This is a genomic window from Shewanella sp. 1311 (assembly GCF_059338235.1).
Window position 1 is genome coordinate 224,550 of the sequence record NZ_CM181686.1, and the last position, 19,057, is coordinate 243,606.

Genomic DNA, 19,057 nt, shown 5'->3' on the forward strand with positions numbered 1-19,057 from the left:
TATGATTAACGCTCTGCTGTCTGATTCTATAATACTAACGTTTAACAATCCTCTACTAACCATAGCTTTAAATCCGCCAGCTTCATCGGTTTAGCAAAGAGATACCCTTGTAGATAATGCACTTGGCGACTGGTTAAATAATCCGCCTGCTCCTGCGTCTCAACCCCTTCTGCCACCACGACATAATTCATCTTGTGGGAAAGCTCGATAATAGTATCGAGCACATGGGAAGTGACAGAATCTTGCCCTATGGTATCGATAAAGCATTTATCAATTTTCAGATAGTCTAACGGCATCGTTTGCAGCAGGGATAAACTGGTTTGCCCTGTACCAAAGTCATCAATTGCCACTAGTATTCCTAACTGTCGCAAGCTTTCAATGCGCTGACAAATATCCGGCGTTAACAATTGCCGTTCGGTGATTTCAATCAACGGCTTAACGCCAATACGCTCCAGGGAGTCCCGCAGATGAATAAATTTCGACTCGATATCATCCTGCGTAAAGTGCTCTGGCGCCACGTTAAACGCAATTCTAAAGCCCGGTTCGACCTTCATATTTGCAAAATCTTTTAATGTCCGCTCAAAAATATAGTTGGTCAATGGGACAATTAACTTGCCCTCTTCAGCGATGGGAATAAACAAATCAGGTCGTACTAAGCCCATTTGTGGGTGCTGCCAACGAACTAATGCCTCAACGCCTTTTGCCCTGCCGTCCTCGGCACAAATCACTGGCTGATAAACTAAGAAAAACTCTTCGTTCTCTATCCCACTGCGAATGTCATCGGCAAGGGAATGGCGAGTAACCCTTGAATAGAGCGCAAATAGGATAGTACCCGTAATCAAGACTATGCTAACGGGCAAAGAAATGGCCAAAAATATCCAAAAGAAATGCCAGAAAAAAGCAGGAGACATTTCTAGCAACACTGAAAAATTGTGCTTATCAGAATCGAGCGTCATCACCTCATTTTTTATAAATACGAGTGACTCTGGAATCGTTTTACCGTTTATAGATAAAGCGACATTGCTCACTGCACTGGGAAACACATTGGGCTGTACAAAGGAATCTACTAAATATTTCCCTTCAATAATCACAGCGGCGCCGTGTTTAGATTTAAGGTCCCATTTAGATGACACTATAGCGGGCACCTCAGGCATAAACGGAGTGCCCGCAATTATAAACTGGTTAGGTATTTCAAGATTTTCAGTGGCACTGACTATGCCTAAAGGAACGTCGATATCACCTGTTTTAGATGAACAATAAACACGTTGCGAATCAAATTTTAAAGCCGAGCGAAAGTAAGGCTGGAACAACATATAGTTGTATAATTCTCTGCACTCAGTGTCCTTCAGCGCTAATGCATAATGGCTGATTTCATCGGCATGGGAGATCAACGTATCTATGTGATCTACATAAATAGCCCCCACACCTTTGACTTTATCTTCCACAAAATACAGTGCAGAGAGATAACTTGCGACCACAGCAACCCCAATGGGAAACAATATCACTGCCATCCATTGCCACAATGGCAGATTTAATTTTGCTATTTTTCTTCGCATCGTTCTCTGTTTAGTTCCTTAATCCGCATAGCGCCCGATTAAAATCATATCAAAATCTATGAAGCAATACCTGTGTATATTTGTATCTCGGCAAATGTCAGCTTTATTTACAGGCTAAGTTGTGTTTCACTGTAGATACAAAGAGATACACAACCGGCAAACCTAGGTGCATGAAGCTAAGACCATGCTATTGGATACACACGGCCAAGCATTCATCACTAAGCTATGGCGTTCTTCACTCAGCGCCAGCAGTTAGAACACAGTGGTTTTACTATCACGGTGACCCATTAGCAGGCATGATCACATGCTGGAGCACTGGTGAATTGGCTGTCACCATTGCTCCCAAAAACCATGCCGTAACCCCTGATATGGACCCCATCCTGTTTACAAGACCACTACATAGCGACTTTAAGAATAGTTCATTGCAACCATATATTTTGCCTGTTATTGAAGTATTCCATTGGCCGTATAATGACTGTCGGATATCGTACTTCCCTGCCTTTACTTGGAGCCCTGAACAATACCATCTCACATAACAAGGGTTTCTTTACCGATAACGCGCCACCCGCCCAACATATTTTGCGTGACGACGGACTTGAGGATAAAGCGCTTTTAGTGAGAATTGGCGACCAAAAGGATGCGGCCTCGCGCCCAAGCTAAAACCAACCGAGCTACACGACCTTTCGAAACCATGGATTACGAAAGTCCGCATCAGTGACTATCAGCGATTAAGTATTGTTAGGTAACACTTTATGGAGTTAATTATGAAACTGATTATGTGCATTTGAGTGTCTTGCAGCACTAACCTAAATGTTCGTTCGTAGAGCGTGATTGCGATAAGGGCGCAATAAAGCTCACGCCCTACACGTAATCTGATCAATCCAGCAATATTGCGTTGTTGAACAAATCAGTGAACTAACCGGTGTTGCCATGATCAGATATCCTGACTCACCTTCAGTACGGCAACATAGGGAAATCAATACGAAAAAATCGTTAATTGGATGCAATACAAGCGAGCATTAGTGAGCAGTGACTCGCTCACCTACTCTCTGGATGAAGCTGCATTAATAATGCGTGGTACTACCATGAACATCATGGCGGGCGTGGTCGCGGGTTTAGCTATAGTCATGTGGCGATTGAAACCGTGTTGATGATCAAAGGCATCTTTAGTTTATCGTTGCGTGTGCTAGAAGGCTTTCTCTACTCGAGCCCGCTCAATACGGGGTTATTGGAAAAGGAGCATCCACGCAATGAAGCGGTTAAAGTACGGAAAGCCGGTCAACTAAACAATGGAAAATCGATAACGGCTATCACCACCGAGCGCTCTCTAGCAGAGACCGCCATGGGCCGATATAAACAGTTGAATAGTCCAATGCTAAGTTTGCTTGATTACAATGGGCAAGTCGCAAAGGCATAGGCCGGTATGAGGCTATGAACAAAGTCAGTAGACTGTTCATGCACGTTCACCAGTAAGTTGCTTAATCGGCCGCCGGAGCCTTAGAATGATTATCTTCTATGACATGATTTAATCAACAACGCCCTATCACAGCTATTAATCCATTTTGAGGGGTGCTTAGAAAACCCTATCGTTCTGTGAAATTAACCTGACACAGAATTATGAGCAGCCTCAGTTTAACAAACCAGCTCTTTTCAGTTCCATGACATTCAATCTTCCTAAAGCGCGACATTTTGAGTCTAGTTGCGAAATACAGCTTGCATAATCGGCTTTTAGTTCAGCAGGAACACATCGGTACCCACCCTTTACATAATCCCTAACTATTTCTGCAGCGCAGTCACTTGTAACACTGTTTATATCTGAATGTCTGAATACCAAACCAAAATCGATCGGATGTATCGTTCCATTTTGATCTAATACAAAATTATTACTCCTTGGATCACCTATCATAAATCCTTTTTCAAACATGTCTATGATGACAGTTCTAACCTGCTCATTACTCGGAAACTCACCTTCTCGATATGGCATCCTAAGATGATTTTTTCCGTACAAACTGGCTTGAAAGTCTTTATAACCACTCTCTTTAAGCCACGCATTACACATGTTCAGCTCATGGGAAATTTGACACGAAGACGCCTCATGAAACTCTTTTATCACCATATCTCCAGAACGATACACATTTCCTCGGCTTCCTTTGCCTAACAACTCATGTTTGGATGTATCAAAAGATTCTTGTCCATGCTTAGCGTCTAATAAGGTTGAATTCGGTGAACTAGCTCTTACAGTTGTGCCTTGAGTGGACAATGTGGCAAGACCAATTTGGGGCAGTTGAGATACTTGACTAAGTTGTTGACCCATTTCACGCAATCGCTGCTCTCTCTTATCGATTTTTCCTCTTATGTTTTCTATTAAACTATCTATCAATTTAATTTTTGCAACATTGTTTTTGTCAAAGCGAGAAAAAATTTCATTTCTCTCACTTTTAAGTCGAGTCAACTCTTTGTCATCGCGAACTTGTTTGACACTAACAATACTTTTTGCCAGCTCCAACTTCCCTAAATTAAGCGCCGAAGATGAAGATGCTTTTTCAAGGTTTGGATGATTTGCTCGACTAGTATGGTAAGGTTTAAGGAATATGTTCGTGAATGTATAATACTCATATATATAAAAAGAAATAGTATTATTTTTCAATTACCATTTGTTTGTCATTAGAGTATTGTTGAATTTTTCTGCCAATCTATACCTACAAAGTAAAAGTATCAGTAATTTATGTTTTCATCTTGAGATAGAAAGATAAGTGAGCGCTATTATATCAAGGCGTAATTCATCGAAAGCTTATGACCGTTATATTTATAAAAATCTGGCACAAACGACAAAACAGCATTTTTCGTTAACACCTAATGCATAGAAATATCCATCAATGACAGTTTGCATTTACTAGAGAAAAATGTAATAGCATTTAAAATTCAATTAGCATCACAATATTTCATTATTTTCATGGTGTGTATTTGACGCAAAAACTTGATAGTCATATCGACAGATAGATAACCTATAGGAGATAGTCATATGCCACTTAGTATCGTTCGCGGAAAAATATTCGTCCCTCTCAATGCTCATACTCAAAATCTCAATCCAACAATGGCCATTAAGCAGATCCAACCGCTATTAAACTCATTTAAGCCCGCATACCCACTACCGAACTATCATCTACGTAGCGAGGATACTGTGTCATTACAAGATACCATTGATGGACCCACTGCACCTGTCACCTTGAAACCACCCTTATTTGAAGTCGCAATAAATCATCACAAAGCACGCCCAAAAATGTTATCCACGAATACAATAAGTCCTCCGCCAACAACACTGGATCATATTAAACGTTTGGTGGTGATAGGAGACAGCCTATCAGACTCCGAAGGTCGCATGAAATCGAAAACATTCGGCATCATGCTTTCGTCTAAGCAATATCATGATGGCCGCTTTACCAATGGCTTTGTATGGCCCGATTTTATCTCTTCACCAGCCTACTTAAATAAAGAACTGGTGAATTATGCCGAAGGTGGGGCGGTAGCGGCTAAATATTCCAAGTTAAATCCTACCTTCTGGTTTATTTCTAATATGGAACGCCAAATTAAAAAACATGATTTTAAATCCGATGACTTAGTCATACTTGCTCTTGGCAGCAATGATTATATGACGTTTGATAAGCAAGACACTAAAAGGGTGGTACGCTGTTACGAGAAACAAATCACTAAATTGGTAGAAAATAAAAAAGTGAAGCATATTCTAGTGACGGGAATTGCTGATTACTCGAAGACGCCCTACGCCCAAAAACAAGACGAAGCATATCGCGTCACTAATAGTGCTCTGGCCAGCGAGCATAATACTAGCCTGAGTCAAAAAATAGCAACACTCGCAGAGCGATATCAAGCCGAAGGAGTGAACATACAGTTTTTCGATTTCGATAATCAATTCAATGAATTATTAGATACAGCGGATTATGTAGGTTACGACACTCACACAGCTAATAATGTCGGATATGTGGATCTCTGTGGCTCGAGTCACGCTTTTGATCCTGCACATCGACATGTATTCCATGACGAAGTCCATCCGAGCCAAGAGGTACACCAAATGTTAGCATCTCGAATGAGTGACTATATTGCCGATAAATTTGCTAAAGTTTCAAGTGTCCCTAGCAACATGGTGTAAGCGAGAATAGCAATTAGCCTATTGCCCCCGCTAAAACATGGCAATAGGCACATTATCAGAGGAAGACAAACAACAAGCTAAGTTTGATTTAACTCTACCTCAAACAACCTCTTATTTATGTAACCACATTAATAGGTGCATTAACATCCCTTATTTCAAATACAGTCCCTATTTCAATCGCACTACCAGTTTTCATTATAGGGATTGAAACTCTCGTGTCTGGACGGTTCATTGTATGCCATCTCTCTTGTTTTTTAATTTCTACATCATTAAACTCTCTGTTTCTTTCGATGATGAGTGTTCCGCCCTCTTGTTTTAATCGCGTAGCATAAATATCATTTAAGTTTTCAATCAAATGATTGACGTATTTTAACTCCCCCCTCATTGATTTGTTGGCCTCGAGTAATGCAATCTTTATCTCTTTAAATGCCTTTTCGCTCATCATAGGCAGAGCACAAAAGCCATCTTCTGGGCTTGTTTTTGGATGAAACATTACCCCTACATTTTTTTGCACCCCATTTGTCCTACAATTCAATTCTTGAAGTCCTATCAGTGAATGCAGAACAAATCCTTGCATGGTATCTTTATGTGAGTGTTGAAATTTACATTGACTTGCTACACCAGCTAGCTTTTGTAGCTCTTCTTTGTTTCCCTTCGTTGTCGATATGGCCTCGGCATTCAAACTAACCCAGCTCACCAAATTTTTATAAGGTTGGCCGACATTGACTTGAACCGTTTTTGATACTCCACCCGTTAGATTTGTCGCCATCTTGCTTGCTAAGGCATAAGGTTTATCACTAAGGCCACGAATTGTTCTAATAAGCTTTCTGCCACTTTCCCATTTTTTTTCGTCCTGTTTAATGCTCTCTTTTCTCATTTCAAGCGCATTTCCTGATAAATGAGCAATCTTTCCCTTTGATTTTTCAAAATCTTTATATTTCTTTGAATCAAAGAGCATGGTTCTTATTTTTTCTTCACATTCTGGGTGAACTTCAAAGTCTGTATCATATGCTTTTGATATTTCCTGCAGAAGTTTACCTACATCCGTTCTATATTTTTTAACTAAATTTGAAAAGTCTTGACCTTTAACATTTTCACTTTCTAGAAATGGTGGAGTCATCAGTTCCATTACACTATCATTGTCAATTTCAAGGGTAAATCGACATCCCCCCCACATTTTTGTACTGTGCACAAGGGGAACATGGACAAGTGGTATTGGGGCGTTACATTGATCTGTCACGTAGAACTCCCCCTCGTAACCTCTTGTTGTTAAGCTGCTAACGTGAGGTGTAGAAGAGTCAACAATACTCGACGTAATGCTTTCACTATCGTGTGACATTTTGACCATACCACAAGCAATATCACCTCTTTTTTCGAGTAAGGGTTTGTCGAGAATATTGACTGTCTCCCTACTTGAACCTCCAGTCTCTGCTGCTGGTTTCATGATCGGCGGTAAATGCAGTGGCTTATGCGTTTCATCACTTTGCCCACTTGTGGGTTTAGATCGAGATAGTGCGCCAATTGAGTTGAAGGAGTGTTTTTCTCTTTTTGCTAATAAAGAACCTGCAGTAGGCTTGGTTATCTTTTTCTGAGTTCGACTCTTCCCTTTATTCTCTTTTTTATTTGGTGATATTAAAGGAAGAGGACTTACAGACTCTCTGGATAAATTTCTCACCGATGCAATGTCTATCTCGGGTCTTAGATTTTGGAGTGGTTGAAGGTCCATCTTCGCTGAAATAATAGAAGGTAAATTAGCATTTATTGGCATACGTCCTCATCAAAATAAATGTGTGGTTAACCTTAATCGAGTTAAAAAAATTGGTGCAGTTCAACTACGCATGTTCGACAATCTTAATAACTCGTTAAAATGTTACTCTAGATTTTTTATGTTTGTAACTTTTGCCTAATTTAATGCCTCTACAATTATGTTATTGTTTGATGTACAGCATATTCCGTGACTGAGGCTGCACATGGCCGACACATAAGTTCAAACAAGACGATAAACTAACTATTGTAAAGCCCTCCTTAGCTTAGCTTTGTATTCGATAAATACAGACTAATCCAATTCACTAGCTAAAAGAAAGGCACAAAGTATCCTAGAAGAATAAATTTGCGCCTTTAATAATCGATTTATGTATAGGGAATAGATTTTAAGCCTGCATTAACATCTATAAAAACTAGTAGATAAATATACAATCAGTTAAATTTATTCACTTGCTCGATAGAAACATAGAACTGGTCATCAACTTTAACTAAGGTTCCTGTCGCTATCAGTTCGTTGCCACTTTTTAATAAAACTTCGGATTGAACAAAATCGTTTACGGGTTTAATTTGGCTTGTTTGTAAGCGATTAAGCTCATCCAGTGTCATAATACAATTAGCAACAACCACATCTATCGCGATACGCATTATTTAGCCTCCCTGAGAAACAGAGATAATCGAACGACGCACATCACGGACCTCTTCCTGAGCAGAAGTGATTTCAGTCATTGTATTTTTAAATTTTTGCTGTTCGGTATCCAAATCGACTTGTATGGTGTCGCAATATGCCGTCATAGTCGCATTCATCGATTGAAGTTGATCATAAGTTACGCTCTTAGTGCTCCAATCAGTACCCGCAATCTCTCCTACTCCGGCAGGATTACCGAGTTTAGTCTTAATAATATTATCAATTTCACTCAAAAAACCCGCAGCCTTGTCTTCATTTAACTTAGTAGTTTTATTATCACCCGGCTTAGTATTGGGTAATCGATCACTCATAATTAACCCCCATAGGCGGTTAATCTCGGCAATGGCCTCTGACTTTAGCGAGATATTATCAGCCTTAGCCTCAGCATTTTGAGTTTGATCAGAAATATATTTAGTCAAGATAATATCAATTAGATTCAGAGGGTCTCGACTACTCGCTGAAAATAAATAGCTTGAAGGTGCAGCTTTAAAGGCCTTAGCCGCAACGGGACTCTGACTTAATGCCAATTCGAGTGCCTTAGACTCGGATTCGGGCGCAGACATAACACTAGTCATAGGTTTTGCTTGGATATCTAACATTTGAATTTTCCTATTATGGTTGAATAAAATATACGCGCGTTTGATCACTGTCTTTAAAAACGACCTTGTCACGTGAGATTGATTGAATTACGCCTAGACGCGGCACATTACTGCCAACCCAATAACGGTACTTAGCGTCATATAAATAGCCTCTGGATGTCGATGAATAGAAAATCGAATAAGGAAAATTGGCGTTGTCTATCACTTGAGTACTGTCGTTTCTTGCCGAAATAAAGGGAATACTCTCCTGTAAGCCGTTTGCCCGCAACACTATTACCGCCTTGGCACTATCACTGACAAACCAAGTGCCATTGAGTTTATTAAATGACAATCCATATTCACCTAAAACCGCCATGATGCGATTATCCGCCTCAAAAGTCTCGACTTGGATTTGGTCACGATCCGTATTTTCTATGACCTTGCTAGTAATAGGCATTTTCGAATAGCTTGACACCACTTCCACCACAGGTTGCGAGAGCTGCTGAAAGTTCGTCCCCTTTACGAGGTCGGCATTGGCTTGCCAAGCCAGAGGCAAAGCGCCATAAGCAGAAATATTGGGCACCTTAAGTTTGCCATTTTTAATGTAACTACCATTAAGGTGAGTAAATCGTTCAGCCAGCAGCGCATCTTGATTAACTTGATATGCCATTGACATCCCTACGCCTAAGCCAATATTCAGCAGCAAGGTCAACATAATCACTGCGCTGTATTTACGAGTGCGATAACTCATCCATTGTGGATTACGTTTGCCCTGTTGATAGACAAAAAATGCTATGCCTCGCAGGCGATAGACATGCCCTGCCCGTAGCTTTTTCGACTTGCCAGCCTTTGTTATTCCTTTAATGACGATGCCGTTGCCATCATTAAAAAACTCCCAACATGTGCCTGCTGGCAGGACCTCTGGAACATAAAGGGTATCAGAATCAATCCCTTCATTCGATCCTGTAATGACCAGTTTAGGCTCTATGGGTAGAATGACACCATGCAAATGCCCTTCAACAAATTCAATTAGCCACATGCAAGTTCAACTCTTGTCTCAGTGTATTCGCCATGACCACAGTATCGCTCAAGGCTTTTAACAAGCCTTGCGGATGATCCGGCAGAGGCATACCCAGTACATAGAAATAGCCATCAGTCTTAAATTTGGCAATATAACCACCAAATGTCATTGAAAAATCTGAATTTAATTCTAATGCGACCTCGGAGGGGAAGCCATCAATATCGAGCTGAACCATGATCAGAATGGTATTCGTGAGGCCGACCCGAGCGGCATCCTCAATCCGACATTTCACTTCACCAAAACGGCACAGTAATGCTTGATGTTCATCTAACGATATCGATGCACCTTGCACTAAGTGAGTAAATTCCATCATTAATAGAGTAAATTTCTTATTTTTCATCGTAATTAAACTTCATCTCAATCATAAAACGCCGCTGAGTCACACGTAGTTCGGCAGTAGGCAGACCGTTTTCAACACTGCCACGTAACAAGATGGGCGTATCTCCCATACCTTCAGTTTGTAAAAAATATTTCACGCTATTGGCCCGCGCATCGGCTAAACGTCGATTAGTCGCATAGGGCCCCGATGAGTCGGCAATACCATAAACCAATAGACTTTCCACGGGTTGCCCTCGCAGATTTTCCATCATGCGCACCAACATATTCTTACCTGTTGGCGTGAGCACAGACTCATTTACCAGAAATAACCCTTGGAACACTAAACGCTGATGTTTCGAGCGTGTACGACAGAAATCGACACCATTAGCTGCCGCACAAGCCGCGCTATCGGCTAATATCCAAGACACACCATCGTCCGATATCCAAGATTCCTCATTAGTCGAATTTAAATTATCTCCGCCCGTGGATTGTTGCCTATCTGAGGCTGCAGCCGTCGAGCCCCCCTGTCTAGCCAATGTATTTCCGCTCATTGCGCCGACAAGATTTGAATAGCGCCAATAATCGGCTTCACAATTTTTAACCTCGCTTAAAGCATAGGTATGCAAATTCGCTAAATAGTGTCGACTAGGGTGAGAAGGCACAGAGACTTCAATACACGCAGTCTGATGTGGTGAGCCATCGACATATTCAGGTTTTCTCTTTACCCAATAACGCATATGGTCAATATCATCAACCTCAGAAAACAGTAGATTATAAATATCTTGCTTCCACTCATGATCCCATATAATTGAATCCTCTCGGACATTATGAGCACATGATGTAAGCCCAAGCATCATCCCAATCAAAATCCAAGTTTTACCTATTTTTTGCATTTGCCTGCCTGTTCAGTTCTAAGAGAATAATCGCTATGTCGCGGTAAAACTCTTTAGGAATATAATCTTCTCCCGTGCGCATACTTTTATAAAATGCCCTCGCTAGCCCTCTATGTTCTAAGATGGGAATGTTAAGCGCTTCTAATCTGCGACGCTCCTCTAACGCAAATGCTTCCGTAGTGATCTTGAGCACCACAGGGACTTTATCTATCCAGCGGTCATAGCAAATAGGCACTAAAATATGCGTCGGATTTGCAATCGCAAAGGTTGGCTTACGCCCTTTGGTCATAGGTGTTTCCATGACTTCGCGCATTTGTCGTCTACGCTCAGATTTCATTTCTGGCGACCCTTCGGTTTCTTTCATTTCATTTTTCATTTCGGTAAAAGTCATACGGTTTTTATGGTTAAAGTGATAAGTCTCCACCATAAAGTCCACGCAACCTAAACTCACTCCATAAACAAAAAACAATAATGACACTAAACAGATGTATAGCATTAAGTTATAAATAAAGTAAGACGTATTATTGATTTGTGCTAATACGGTTAACTCACTGCCGCCGATATCTGAGACATATTTTAATAACAATAACAAAAAAACTAATTCAAGAACCTTACGCAGTGAACGAGATATGGCCTCAATACCGAATATATTCTTAGCCCCAGTTACTGGGCTAATTTTTTCCATTTTAAGCCCTAAAGACTCAGTATTAATCACATTCTTATTCAACATCACCCAACTAATGGTTGCCATGACAAGTTTAATCATTAATAGAATAAATATGCTCCAGGCAATCACAACATAAATAATGTCTAAACCCATCGAGACATCTGCATACAGCATCACCTCGAACCATTCATTGGCCGAATCAAATATAAAATAAATGCTACCAACAAATATCAGAGTAAATACCACCAGTTCCATGGTCGGCTCGGCTAATTCCGTTTTAGGAAACTGGCCTTTTTTCCTTAAGTCCCTAAGTTTCTTCTCAGTGGGTGGATATTTTTTGGGTTCAGTTGATTCGTTCGACATAAGGTTAGATCACAACTTGCAGTGGCTCGGAACTCACTACACAACTAGGGTCGGCGATATCACCATGACTACACACTGAAATCGTTGACACTACCTGTTGGAAAAAGGACTTAACCGAATTAATTTCATTGCCATTAACAACTATGGTCGGTTTACTTCCATAGAGTGAGGTCATACGCAAAATTTCCTTACGTACTGCTGACTGAAGCTCAATTAAGCTGTCCAGATCCTCGCTCTCCCCCATGACAAAAGTTTCAATACACTCAGTCAGTTCAGAACTCAACAGGGCAACATAAATTTTCCCTTCTGCATTCATTAGGCGAGAGGTGATCTCGTACTTAGCTTGATTACGGATCCGATTTAACCAATTTTTAGGCTCATTATCGATGCGCGACCAATAGATTAACGCCTCAAAGAAAGTCACCCTATCGAGATAAAACTCCCGCGCACGGATCATCTCTTTAATCACATCATGAACACGGTTCAAACCGAGCGCCGAATCAATCTCGTTTTTAATCACTTCGCTTTGATTCGCAAGCCCTTGAATAATATTGCTGGTGTATTGGAGGTTATATTTTTCAACCAAACACTTATGCAAAAAATATTGCACTATAGTGGCGACGTTTTGAGTAGCAGCATCTTTCACAAACACCTCATCACCCAGCACTTCGATCAAATCTAACGACTCATCATGTGAGAAAGAGTAAATGCGAATACCCGAAATATGGACCTCGATATCAGCGCTCAGTTGCTCGTCTACTGTAATAAAAGGGGCCCCAAGAGCCTGTCCCCAAAGTGCTTGCTCAAGCTGATCGAGACTCATGTTTACCAGAGCACTATGTTGAGGCTCGCGCAGCACAAAGGTGAGCGACTCATATAATCCACTGCCAGCAATCCCTGTGCTTATCACAGTTTTGGGCTTGCCTTGCACTCGCCACAATAAAAAGGCGCTCAGCGTACAGAGTACAAATAACGTGATGCATACATAAAAAAGACTAGGACTCAGTAAACCTAACACCAGAATCAAGCCACCGATGACCAATAGGCTTTTCCAAAAACGGCTCACTTGCTTAGCCATCTGCCCCATAAATGAGCTAGATTCTTCGTCCCCTTTTATACGGGTGAGATACACACCACAAGCAATAGACAGCAAGAGACTGGGGATCTGTGAGACCAGGCCGTCACCAATTGTCAGTACCGAAAATCGACTAACACTGTCAGATAGGGAGAGATCAAATTGATTGACCCCCACATAAATGCCACCAAACAGATTCACTAAACTGATCAAGATTCCAGCTATAGCGTCTCCCTTGACGAATTTCATTGCTCCATCGAGTGAACCAAATAAGCGGTTTTCCGTGCTTAAATCTGCACGTAATTTTTGCGCTTGCTCACCCGTGATGAGACCACTCTTTAAATCCCCATCGATCGTCATCTGCCTGCCGGGCAACGCATCCAGTGAGAATCGAGCCCCCACCTCTGCCACCCTTTCACCGCCTTTGGTCACAACCAAAAATTGCACTATAGTGATGATGATGAAGATAAGTAGCCCCGAAATAAGGTTCCCCCCCATCACAAATTCACCCACTGTTTCGATTACATTACCAACATCCTCGTTGGCAATGATGTTACGGGTGGTTGCAATCGACAATAACAAACGAAAGGTCGTCAGCAACAACACTATCGTTGGTAAAAAGGTCACCCGCAAAGGTTGGTCATTCTCTAGCATGATTACCAGTAAGAGCGCAGAACTGATGAAGCTAATTAAAATAAATAGATCGATCACACCGCCGGGGAGGGTGAATAAAATAATGGTTGGCAAGGTAAACGCTATGATTACGCTGCTAGGATTGAACAGACTAGGAAGCCGACGAAGACGCTGAATCATATCGACTCCAAACTAGAACGCAGTGCTTCGACAATAGCCTCTGTCTCTATGCTAATCACATTATCCTCATTTTCGATCGTCAACACGGCAAATCCATCGACATAGGTTCGCTCTACCACCAAGTTTTTGGCCTCATCGTCTATTTCTGCATGGAGCAATTCCACCAGATGATCAATCAACGTCTCATTCATGCTCAGTTCGGTTAGACGTAATGTTACGGCTGCTGCAACACTCTGTTTTAATTTGACTTTTAGCTGGGCAAGGCTATGGTATTGCTCTTCCACCAGATCGACGAGTCGCTGATTCGCCTCGTCAAACCAACGCTCCTGATCAGCCTGTAATTCTGCAGCCATCTCATTAGACAAAGTCGTAACGTGCAGATTGAGCGCCAACTCTTTCTCTTCAATCAGCGTTACCACTTGCTCATCAAGCATGTTCTGATATTGCTCGACTCTGTCTTCTAACGCGGCAAGTAATGCCTTAGCATCGCTATAAATCAGCAGATCAGACTTCTTGATCACATTTGAATTGCGATCTTTTTTAAAAACGATCTGCGGCAGCAATCGATGCGATGAATTGATTTCTATATACAAGACATACCTCACTCTGATTTGGAATTTAAGCTTACTCAATCCGGAAACCTCACTACAAAAGAAAAAAAAAGACTAAACCTGAACTGTTATGATTTAATCTTGACCTGTCCTAAATAGCGTTGACGCTTTTCAAACTCATTTGGGAGAGTGTAATGGCTTCAAAAATTAAACGAACTCAACGTGATTATTCCCTCGCTTTTAAATTGGCCTTTGTCGACCATGTGGAAGAAGGCGAGCTGACTTATTAGCAGGCCCAAGATAAGTAAGGTAATCAAAGTTGTTCCACCGTGTTAGTTTGGCTTAGCAAACATGGAAAACTGGATTGGTCCCAAGGAACACCATCTACATCAATGCGAGGACATTTAATGACTGAGCCCACCACACTCACTCCCGAGCAAAAGATAAAAGCACTCGAAGCCGAACCTGAGGATACCCGCATGAAAGCCGCGTTCTTCGAAGCCATTGTCGAAAAACTTAGAACTGACAACGGGAGCCGTCAGGCGTATTAACAGCAATGTCAGCGGTAATACAAAGATAAACCGCTGATACACCACTCAGTTCGAGGAATACAATACAGCTCAAACGCTTATCAAGCGGTTCACACACATCATGGTGTTACATGCTCAATGACGGACGGATATGACTGCTGTCAAAATGCATTAGCAGAACGCGTAAATGGCATATATAAGCAGAAGTTTTTAACACATAAACCAGCAACGCTGCAGGAGGCGCGACAGAGAGTGACAGAAGCGGTCGTCATATATAATCAACGACGGCCACATTTGGCCTTAAAATATAAAACGCCCGATGAAGTTCATTAGGCGTTTTAGGTAGAAAATAAGTGTCAACTTATTTCAGGATGAGGCATCTTTCTCAATTGATGTTCAGTCTAGAAGAGAGTCATTAATTCAAGGCGCTGAAACCAAATTGCTTAACGTAACTGGAGGCGTAACACGTAATTTTCCACTGGGAGTTTCGAGTAAATGTGAACGACCATTGGAGCTATTTAAACCCGTGAATTGCAAGTAATCGGCTCTGTTCATGTGCTTCATTGGCGTTAACTGAGACCTGATCTCAGCTCGTTCCCGCACATTATTCATTTTACCAGCAAAATGATTTTGGCCTCGCATACTGACAGCCCCTTGAGTCAATAAGACCTTAGTATTCAAGCTCTTCAAATACTGTGCTAAATCATTTTCACGCCACGCCGCAAATTCGACTGAATCCCGCTTCCCCTGAAGTGACTCAGGGATCGGCCGCCAAGACCCCATAAAGGTGCCCGCTTCTGGACGATCTAAGAACTTAGGCACCTTATATTGAATATGCCCACCCGAACGCCCCACGATACGTGATTCTATCTTGTCTAAATCAAGTGCTGGCTTAGGCGCACTTTTTTGCGGCGCCAAGACGCCCGCCTTTAGTGTAGCTTTAGATGTCGATGTAACTCTCGATGTCGTCGGCGATGCAAGCTGCCGTGCGGCCGCCTGGGCAATAGTCAAGGTGGCGCCAGCAGGAGTCTTGATCTCCAGTTGCTGTCTAATGACGCGTATCTCAGCCTCACTGCGCTCAACACTCTCGAAAGCACCAAGGCCAATATTCATCTCATTAGTAAACTGATCAGCAGAGATCGACATCTCATCCTTAGGCAGCAGCACCGATAAATCCTCAGCGCCGTAGGAGGAAGGAGCTTGCCCTGAATCGAGTCCTGCATCTGACCCTAAATTGAGATTACGTTTCGGCCCTTGGGTATAATTGCTACCCGTTTGCGCACCGTTTGTCAGGCTCACTGGTGTCGGGATAGCCACTTGCCATTTTTGTTTAGTGTCAACCTTGCTGCCCGGCGTCGATGTTAGCTCTGAAAGCTCAGATTGATGGAGCTGAATTTGTTTTCTGTCGAGCCGTAATGTTGCCTCACTTCGCTCAACACTCGTGAACGTCTGAGTACCAATACCTAAATCATGGCCAAGAGATTCCGGAGAGGTTTGAGTCGAGATCTTATGAGGCGAGACAGTCACGGCCCTGTTAGCCGAATCGTCAGCGCGATCTGTTTGAGAGCCATCGGCCTGAATACCGACTACTTGAGTGCCTCGTTCCTGGCCGTGCTGAACAAATACGTCGCCTTTAGGGATCACAACTGAAGCTAGCTCTAGCCCTGCACTTGGACCTAAATTAAGGTTGTGCCTCGGCCCTTGAGTATAATTGCTGCCCGTTTGCGCACCGTTTGTCAGACTCACTGGTGTCGGGATTGCCACCTGCCATTTTCGGCCATTGTAACCTTTAATGGTTTGCGCGCCGGTGGCCTCGGTCGCCGCAAGATGCGTTTCGCCCGCTTGGGTAGCCATCGGTTGCGTCGAGACAGTTACGGCCCTGTTAGCCGAGTCGTCAGCGCGATCTGTTTGAGAGCCATCGGCCTGAATACCGACTACTTGAGTGCCTTGTTCTTGGCCGTACTGAACAAATACGTCGCCTTTAGGGATCACAGCTGAAGCTAGCTCTAGCCCTGCACTTGGACCTAAATTAAGGTTGTGTCTCGGCCCTTGAGTATAATTGCTGCCCGTTTGCGCACCGTTTGTCAGACTCACTGGTGTCGGGATTGCCACCTGCCATTTTCGGCCATTGTAACCTTTAATGGTTTGCGCGCCGGTGGCCTCGGTCGCCGCAAGATGCGCTTCGCCCGCTTGGGTAGCCATCGGTTGCGTCGAGACAGTTACGGCCCTGTTAGCCGAGTCGTCAGCGCGATCTGTTTGAGAGCCATCGGCCTGAATACCGACTACTTGAGTGCCTTGTTCTTGGCCGTACTGAACAAATACGTCGCCTTTAGGGATCACAGCTGAAGCTAGCTCTAGCCCTGCACTTGGACCTAAATTAAGGTTGTGTCTCGGCCCTTGAGTATAATTGCTGCCCGTTTGCGCACCGTTTGTCAGACTCACTGGTGTCGGCATAGCCACCTGCCATTTTCGGCCATTGTAACCTTTAATGGTTTGCGCGCCGGTGGCCTCGGTCGCCGCAAGATGCGTTTCGCCCGTTTCGCCCGTTTGGGTCGTCATCGGTTGCGTCGAGGCAGTTACGGCCCTGTTAACCGAATCGTCTGCGCGCTCTGTTTGAGAGCCATCGGCCTGAATACCGACTACTTGAGTGCCTCGTTCTTGGCCGTGCTGAACAAATATGTCGCCTTTAGGGATCACAGCTGAAGCTAGCTCTAGCACTGCACTTGGACCTAAATTAAGGTTGTGTCTAGGCCCTTGAGTATAATTGCTACCCGTTTGTGCGCCGTTTGTCAGGCTCACAGGCGTCGGGATATTCACCTGCCATTTTCGGCCGATATAACCCTTTATCGTTTCCGTACCCATTGCCTCAGTCGCCGCCACAACATGTGCTTCGTCTGTTTGCGTCGCAATAGTTTGAGTCGAGGTTTCGTCTGTTTGAGTCGAGATAGGCCTGTTAACTGAATCACCACTGCCCTCGACTTGAGTGCCTAGGTCTTGGCCGTGAGGAACTAATATGTCGCCCTTAGGAATAACCGCATAAGCAATGGCGCCATCCTTCCCTATTATTTCAACCATTTGGACACAGGTATCATCTCCTTGGTCCAGGGAGCGTAATAAGCTTGATAGATTAGGATCTGTCTGCTCTGTACGCCCAGCAATCAAAATCTTCAGTCGCGCTTGACGTTCATGGGCAGTCATCTCTGTAACAGTAACGGCATCGGCAAAGGGGCGAGTGATCAGTTCAATCGATGAGGTATCTGTCGTTTGGGGAGTTCTAATATTGGTAGTGGCATTAGGCTCAGTGGGTGTATGGCCCAATTCCTCCGGCACTAAGTGACTGGCCGGAGCATTCGGAGCGTTGATGAAAACATACCAATTGTTATGGTAGTTATTCACATTATTGAAACAGTTATTAAAGGTATCTCCTCGTCCAACACCGGTTTCCGTCTCAGTATCGTTGCTGTCATTGGGGATCGGTAATGCAGCCAAAGGAGGAAATGGGAAAGGATGCTTAGGTGCCGTATCAGGCGTAGGCGTGGATACGGTGTTCTGTGGTTCTGGTTTTTTCTTCTCTTGCTCGCCAGTCACAAACTGCGAACCACCGTACATGGCCATAGCCGAGGCATTACCATACATCACCACGAATACCGTAGGTAATAAACTGAATCCTAAGGTGAAAGGGGCCAATGCCGCGCCAATCGTTACGGCGCCAGTGACCGCGGCCAAATGCAGCATGGCCTTCTTCTCAGTGCTGATTTTATTGGATTTTTTACTACTTTTTTTACGCTTTTCAGGCTTCGATTCCGAAATCGATTTAGGCTCTCCCGTTTCCAACATAGTAGGAGCTGAACAGATCATGTCTGGGTTTTGGGGTTCCGCACTGTAGGGTGTTGGCGTGCTAACGTCCAACAAAGAAGCAGAACGTGTTAAATTTCTAGGGAGGGTCTCGTGACCTAAGCGTGATAACTCAGGCATAGAGGTACTGCGGGTCAGTATGGGAGTAGGAGTCAGTGCCATA

The 19,057-nt window shown here is 43.1% G+C and carries 13 protein-coding genes and 3 pseudogenes; 3 read left to right on the forward strand and 13 right to left on the reverse strand.

The genetic code is table 11. The features are described from left to right. Positions 1–41: 41 nt before the first annotated feature. Complete coding sequence (locus AC5YB3_RS01060; RefSeq protein ID WP_494526352.1) at positions 42–1,556, reverse strand: EAL domain-containing protein; 1,515 nt, start codon at positions 1,554–1,556, stop codon at positions 42–44. A 491-nt stretch (positions 1,557–2,047) separates the two neighbouring features. After that, positions 2,048–2,427: pseudogene (locus AC5YB3_RS01065) on the reverse strand (IS4 family transposase); the annotation flags it as partial. 96 nt (positions 2,428–2,523) lie between these two features. Here AC5YB3_RS01065 and AC5YB3_RS01070 point away from each other — a divergent pair. Beyond that, positions 2,524–3,085: pseudogene (locus AC5YB3_RS01070) on the forward strand (transposase). A 98-nt stretch (positions 3,086–3,183) separates the two neighbouring features. On the opposite strand, the gene AC5YB3_RS01075 reads toward AC5YB3_RS01070, so the two are convergent. Next, entirely contained in the window at positions 3,184–4,203 is a 1,020-nt protein-coding gene (locus AC5YB3_RS01075; RefSeq protein ID WP_494526353.1) for a hypothetical protein, read from the reverse strand. A 375-nt stretch (positions 4,204–4,578) separates the two neighbouring features. Here AC5YB3_RS01075 and AC5YB3_RS01080 point away from each other — a divergent pair, with 375 nt between their 5' ends. Further along, the gene (locus tag AC5YB3_RS01080; RefSeq protein ID WP_494526354.1) at positions 4,579–5,721 is read left to right on the forward strand and encodes an SGNH/GDSL hydrolase family protein; all 1,143 of its coding nucleotides are present in this window, start codon (positions 4,579–4,581) and stop codon (positions 5,719–5,721) included. A 115-nt stretch (positions 5,722–5,836) separates the two neighbouring features. Here AC5YB3_RS01080 and AC5YB3_RS01085 read toward each other — a convergent pair whose 3' ends face one another. The 9 genes from AC5YB3_RS01085 to AC5YB3_RS01125 form a co-directional block, all read right to left on the reverse strand. Continuing rightward, positions 5,837–7,489 carry a hypothetical protein gene (locus tag AC5YB3_RS01085; RefSeq protein WP_494526355.1) on the reverse strand — a complete coding sequence of 551 codons (1,653 nt, stop codon included), beginning with the start codon at positions 7,487–7,489 and terminating at the stop codon, positions 5,837–5,839. Positions 7,490–7,917: 428 nt separating this feature from the next. Continuing rightward, positions 7,918–8,130, reverse strand: coding sequence for a FliM/FliN family flagellar motor switch protein (locus AC5YB3_RS01090; RefSeq protein ID WP_494526356.1), 213 nt, complete (start codon positions 8,128–8,130; stop codon positions 7,918–7,920). A 3-nt stretch (positions 8,131–8,133) separates the two neighbouring features. Next, positions 8,134–8,769 (reverse strand): hypothetical protein, encoded by a 636-nt coding sequence (locus AC5YB3_RS01095; protein ID WP_494526357.1) that lies wholly within the window; start codon positions 8,767–8,769, stop codon positions 8,134–8,136. A 13-nt stretch (positions 8,770–8,782) separates the two neighbouring features. Beyond that, complete coding sequence (locus AC5YB3_RS01100) at positions 8,783–9,787, reverse strand: hypothetical protein (protein ID WP_494526358.1); 1,005 nt, start codon at positions 9,785–9,787, stop codon at positions 8,783–8,785. After that, on the reverse strand, positions 9,774–10,169 hold the full coding sequence (locus AC5YB3_RS01105; RefSeq protein ID WP_494526359.1) for a hypothetical protein: 396 nt from the start codon (positions 10,167–10,169) through the stop codon (positions 9,774–9,776). The genes AC5YB3_RS01100 and AC5YB3_RS01105 overlap by 14 nt, the downstream gene beginning before the upstream one ends. Further along, positions 10,159–10,884 (reverse strand): OmpA family protein, encoded by a 726-nt coding sequence (locus tag AC5YB3_RS01110; protein ID WP_494526360.1) that lies wholly within the window; start codon positions 10,882–10,884, stop codon positions 10,159–10,161. The genes AC5YB3_RS01105 and AC5YB3_RS01110 overlap by 11 nt, the downstream gene beginning before the upstream one ends. 139 nt (positions 10,885–11,023) lie before the next feature. After that, positions 11,024–12,070, reverse strand: coding sequence for an EscU/YscU/HrcU family type III secretion system export apparatus switch protein (locus AC5YB3_RS01115; protein WP_494526361.1), 1,047 nt, complete (start codon positions 12,068–12,070; stop codon positions 11,024–11,026). Between the two features lie 4 nt (positions 12,071–12,074). Further along, positions 12,075–13,958: an FHIPEP family type III secretion protein gene (locus AC5YB3_RS01120; protein WP_494526362.1), complete on the reverse strand. Its 1,884-nt coding sequence runs from the start codon at positions 13,956–13,958 to the stop codon at positions 12,075–12,077. Then, a complete protein-coding gene (locus AC5YB3_RS01125; protein ID WP_494526363.1) occupies positions 13,955–14,479 on the reverse strand; it encodes a hypothetical protein in 525 nt (174 codons plus the stop codon). The genes AC5YB3_RS01120 and AC5YB3_RS01125 overlap by 4 nt, the downstream gene beginning before the upstream one ends. 224 nt (positions 14,480–14,703) lie before the next feature. Between AC5YB3_RS01125 and AC5YB3_RS01130 the strand changes: the two are divergent. Beyond that, positions 14,704–15,372 (forward strand): annotated as a pseudogene (locus AC5YB3_RS01130) (integrase core domain-containing protein). Between the two features lie 87 nt (positions 15,373–15,459). Here the strand turns inward: AC5YB3_RS01130 and AC5YB3_RS01135 are convergent. Continuing rightward, positions 15,460–19,056, reverse strand: a complete 3,597-nt coding sequence (locus AC5YB3_RS01135) for a hypothetical protein (RefSeq protein WP_494526364.1) — start codon at positions 19,054–19,056, stop codon at positions 15,460–15,462. Position 19,057: the final 1 nt, after the last annotated feature.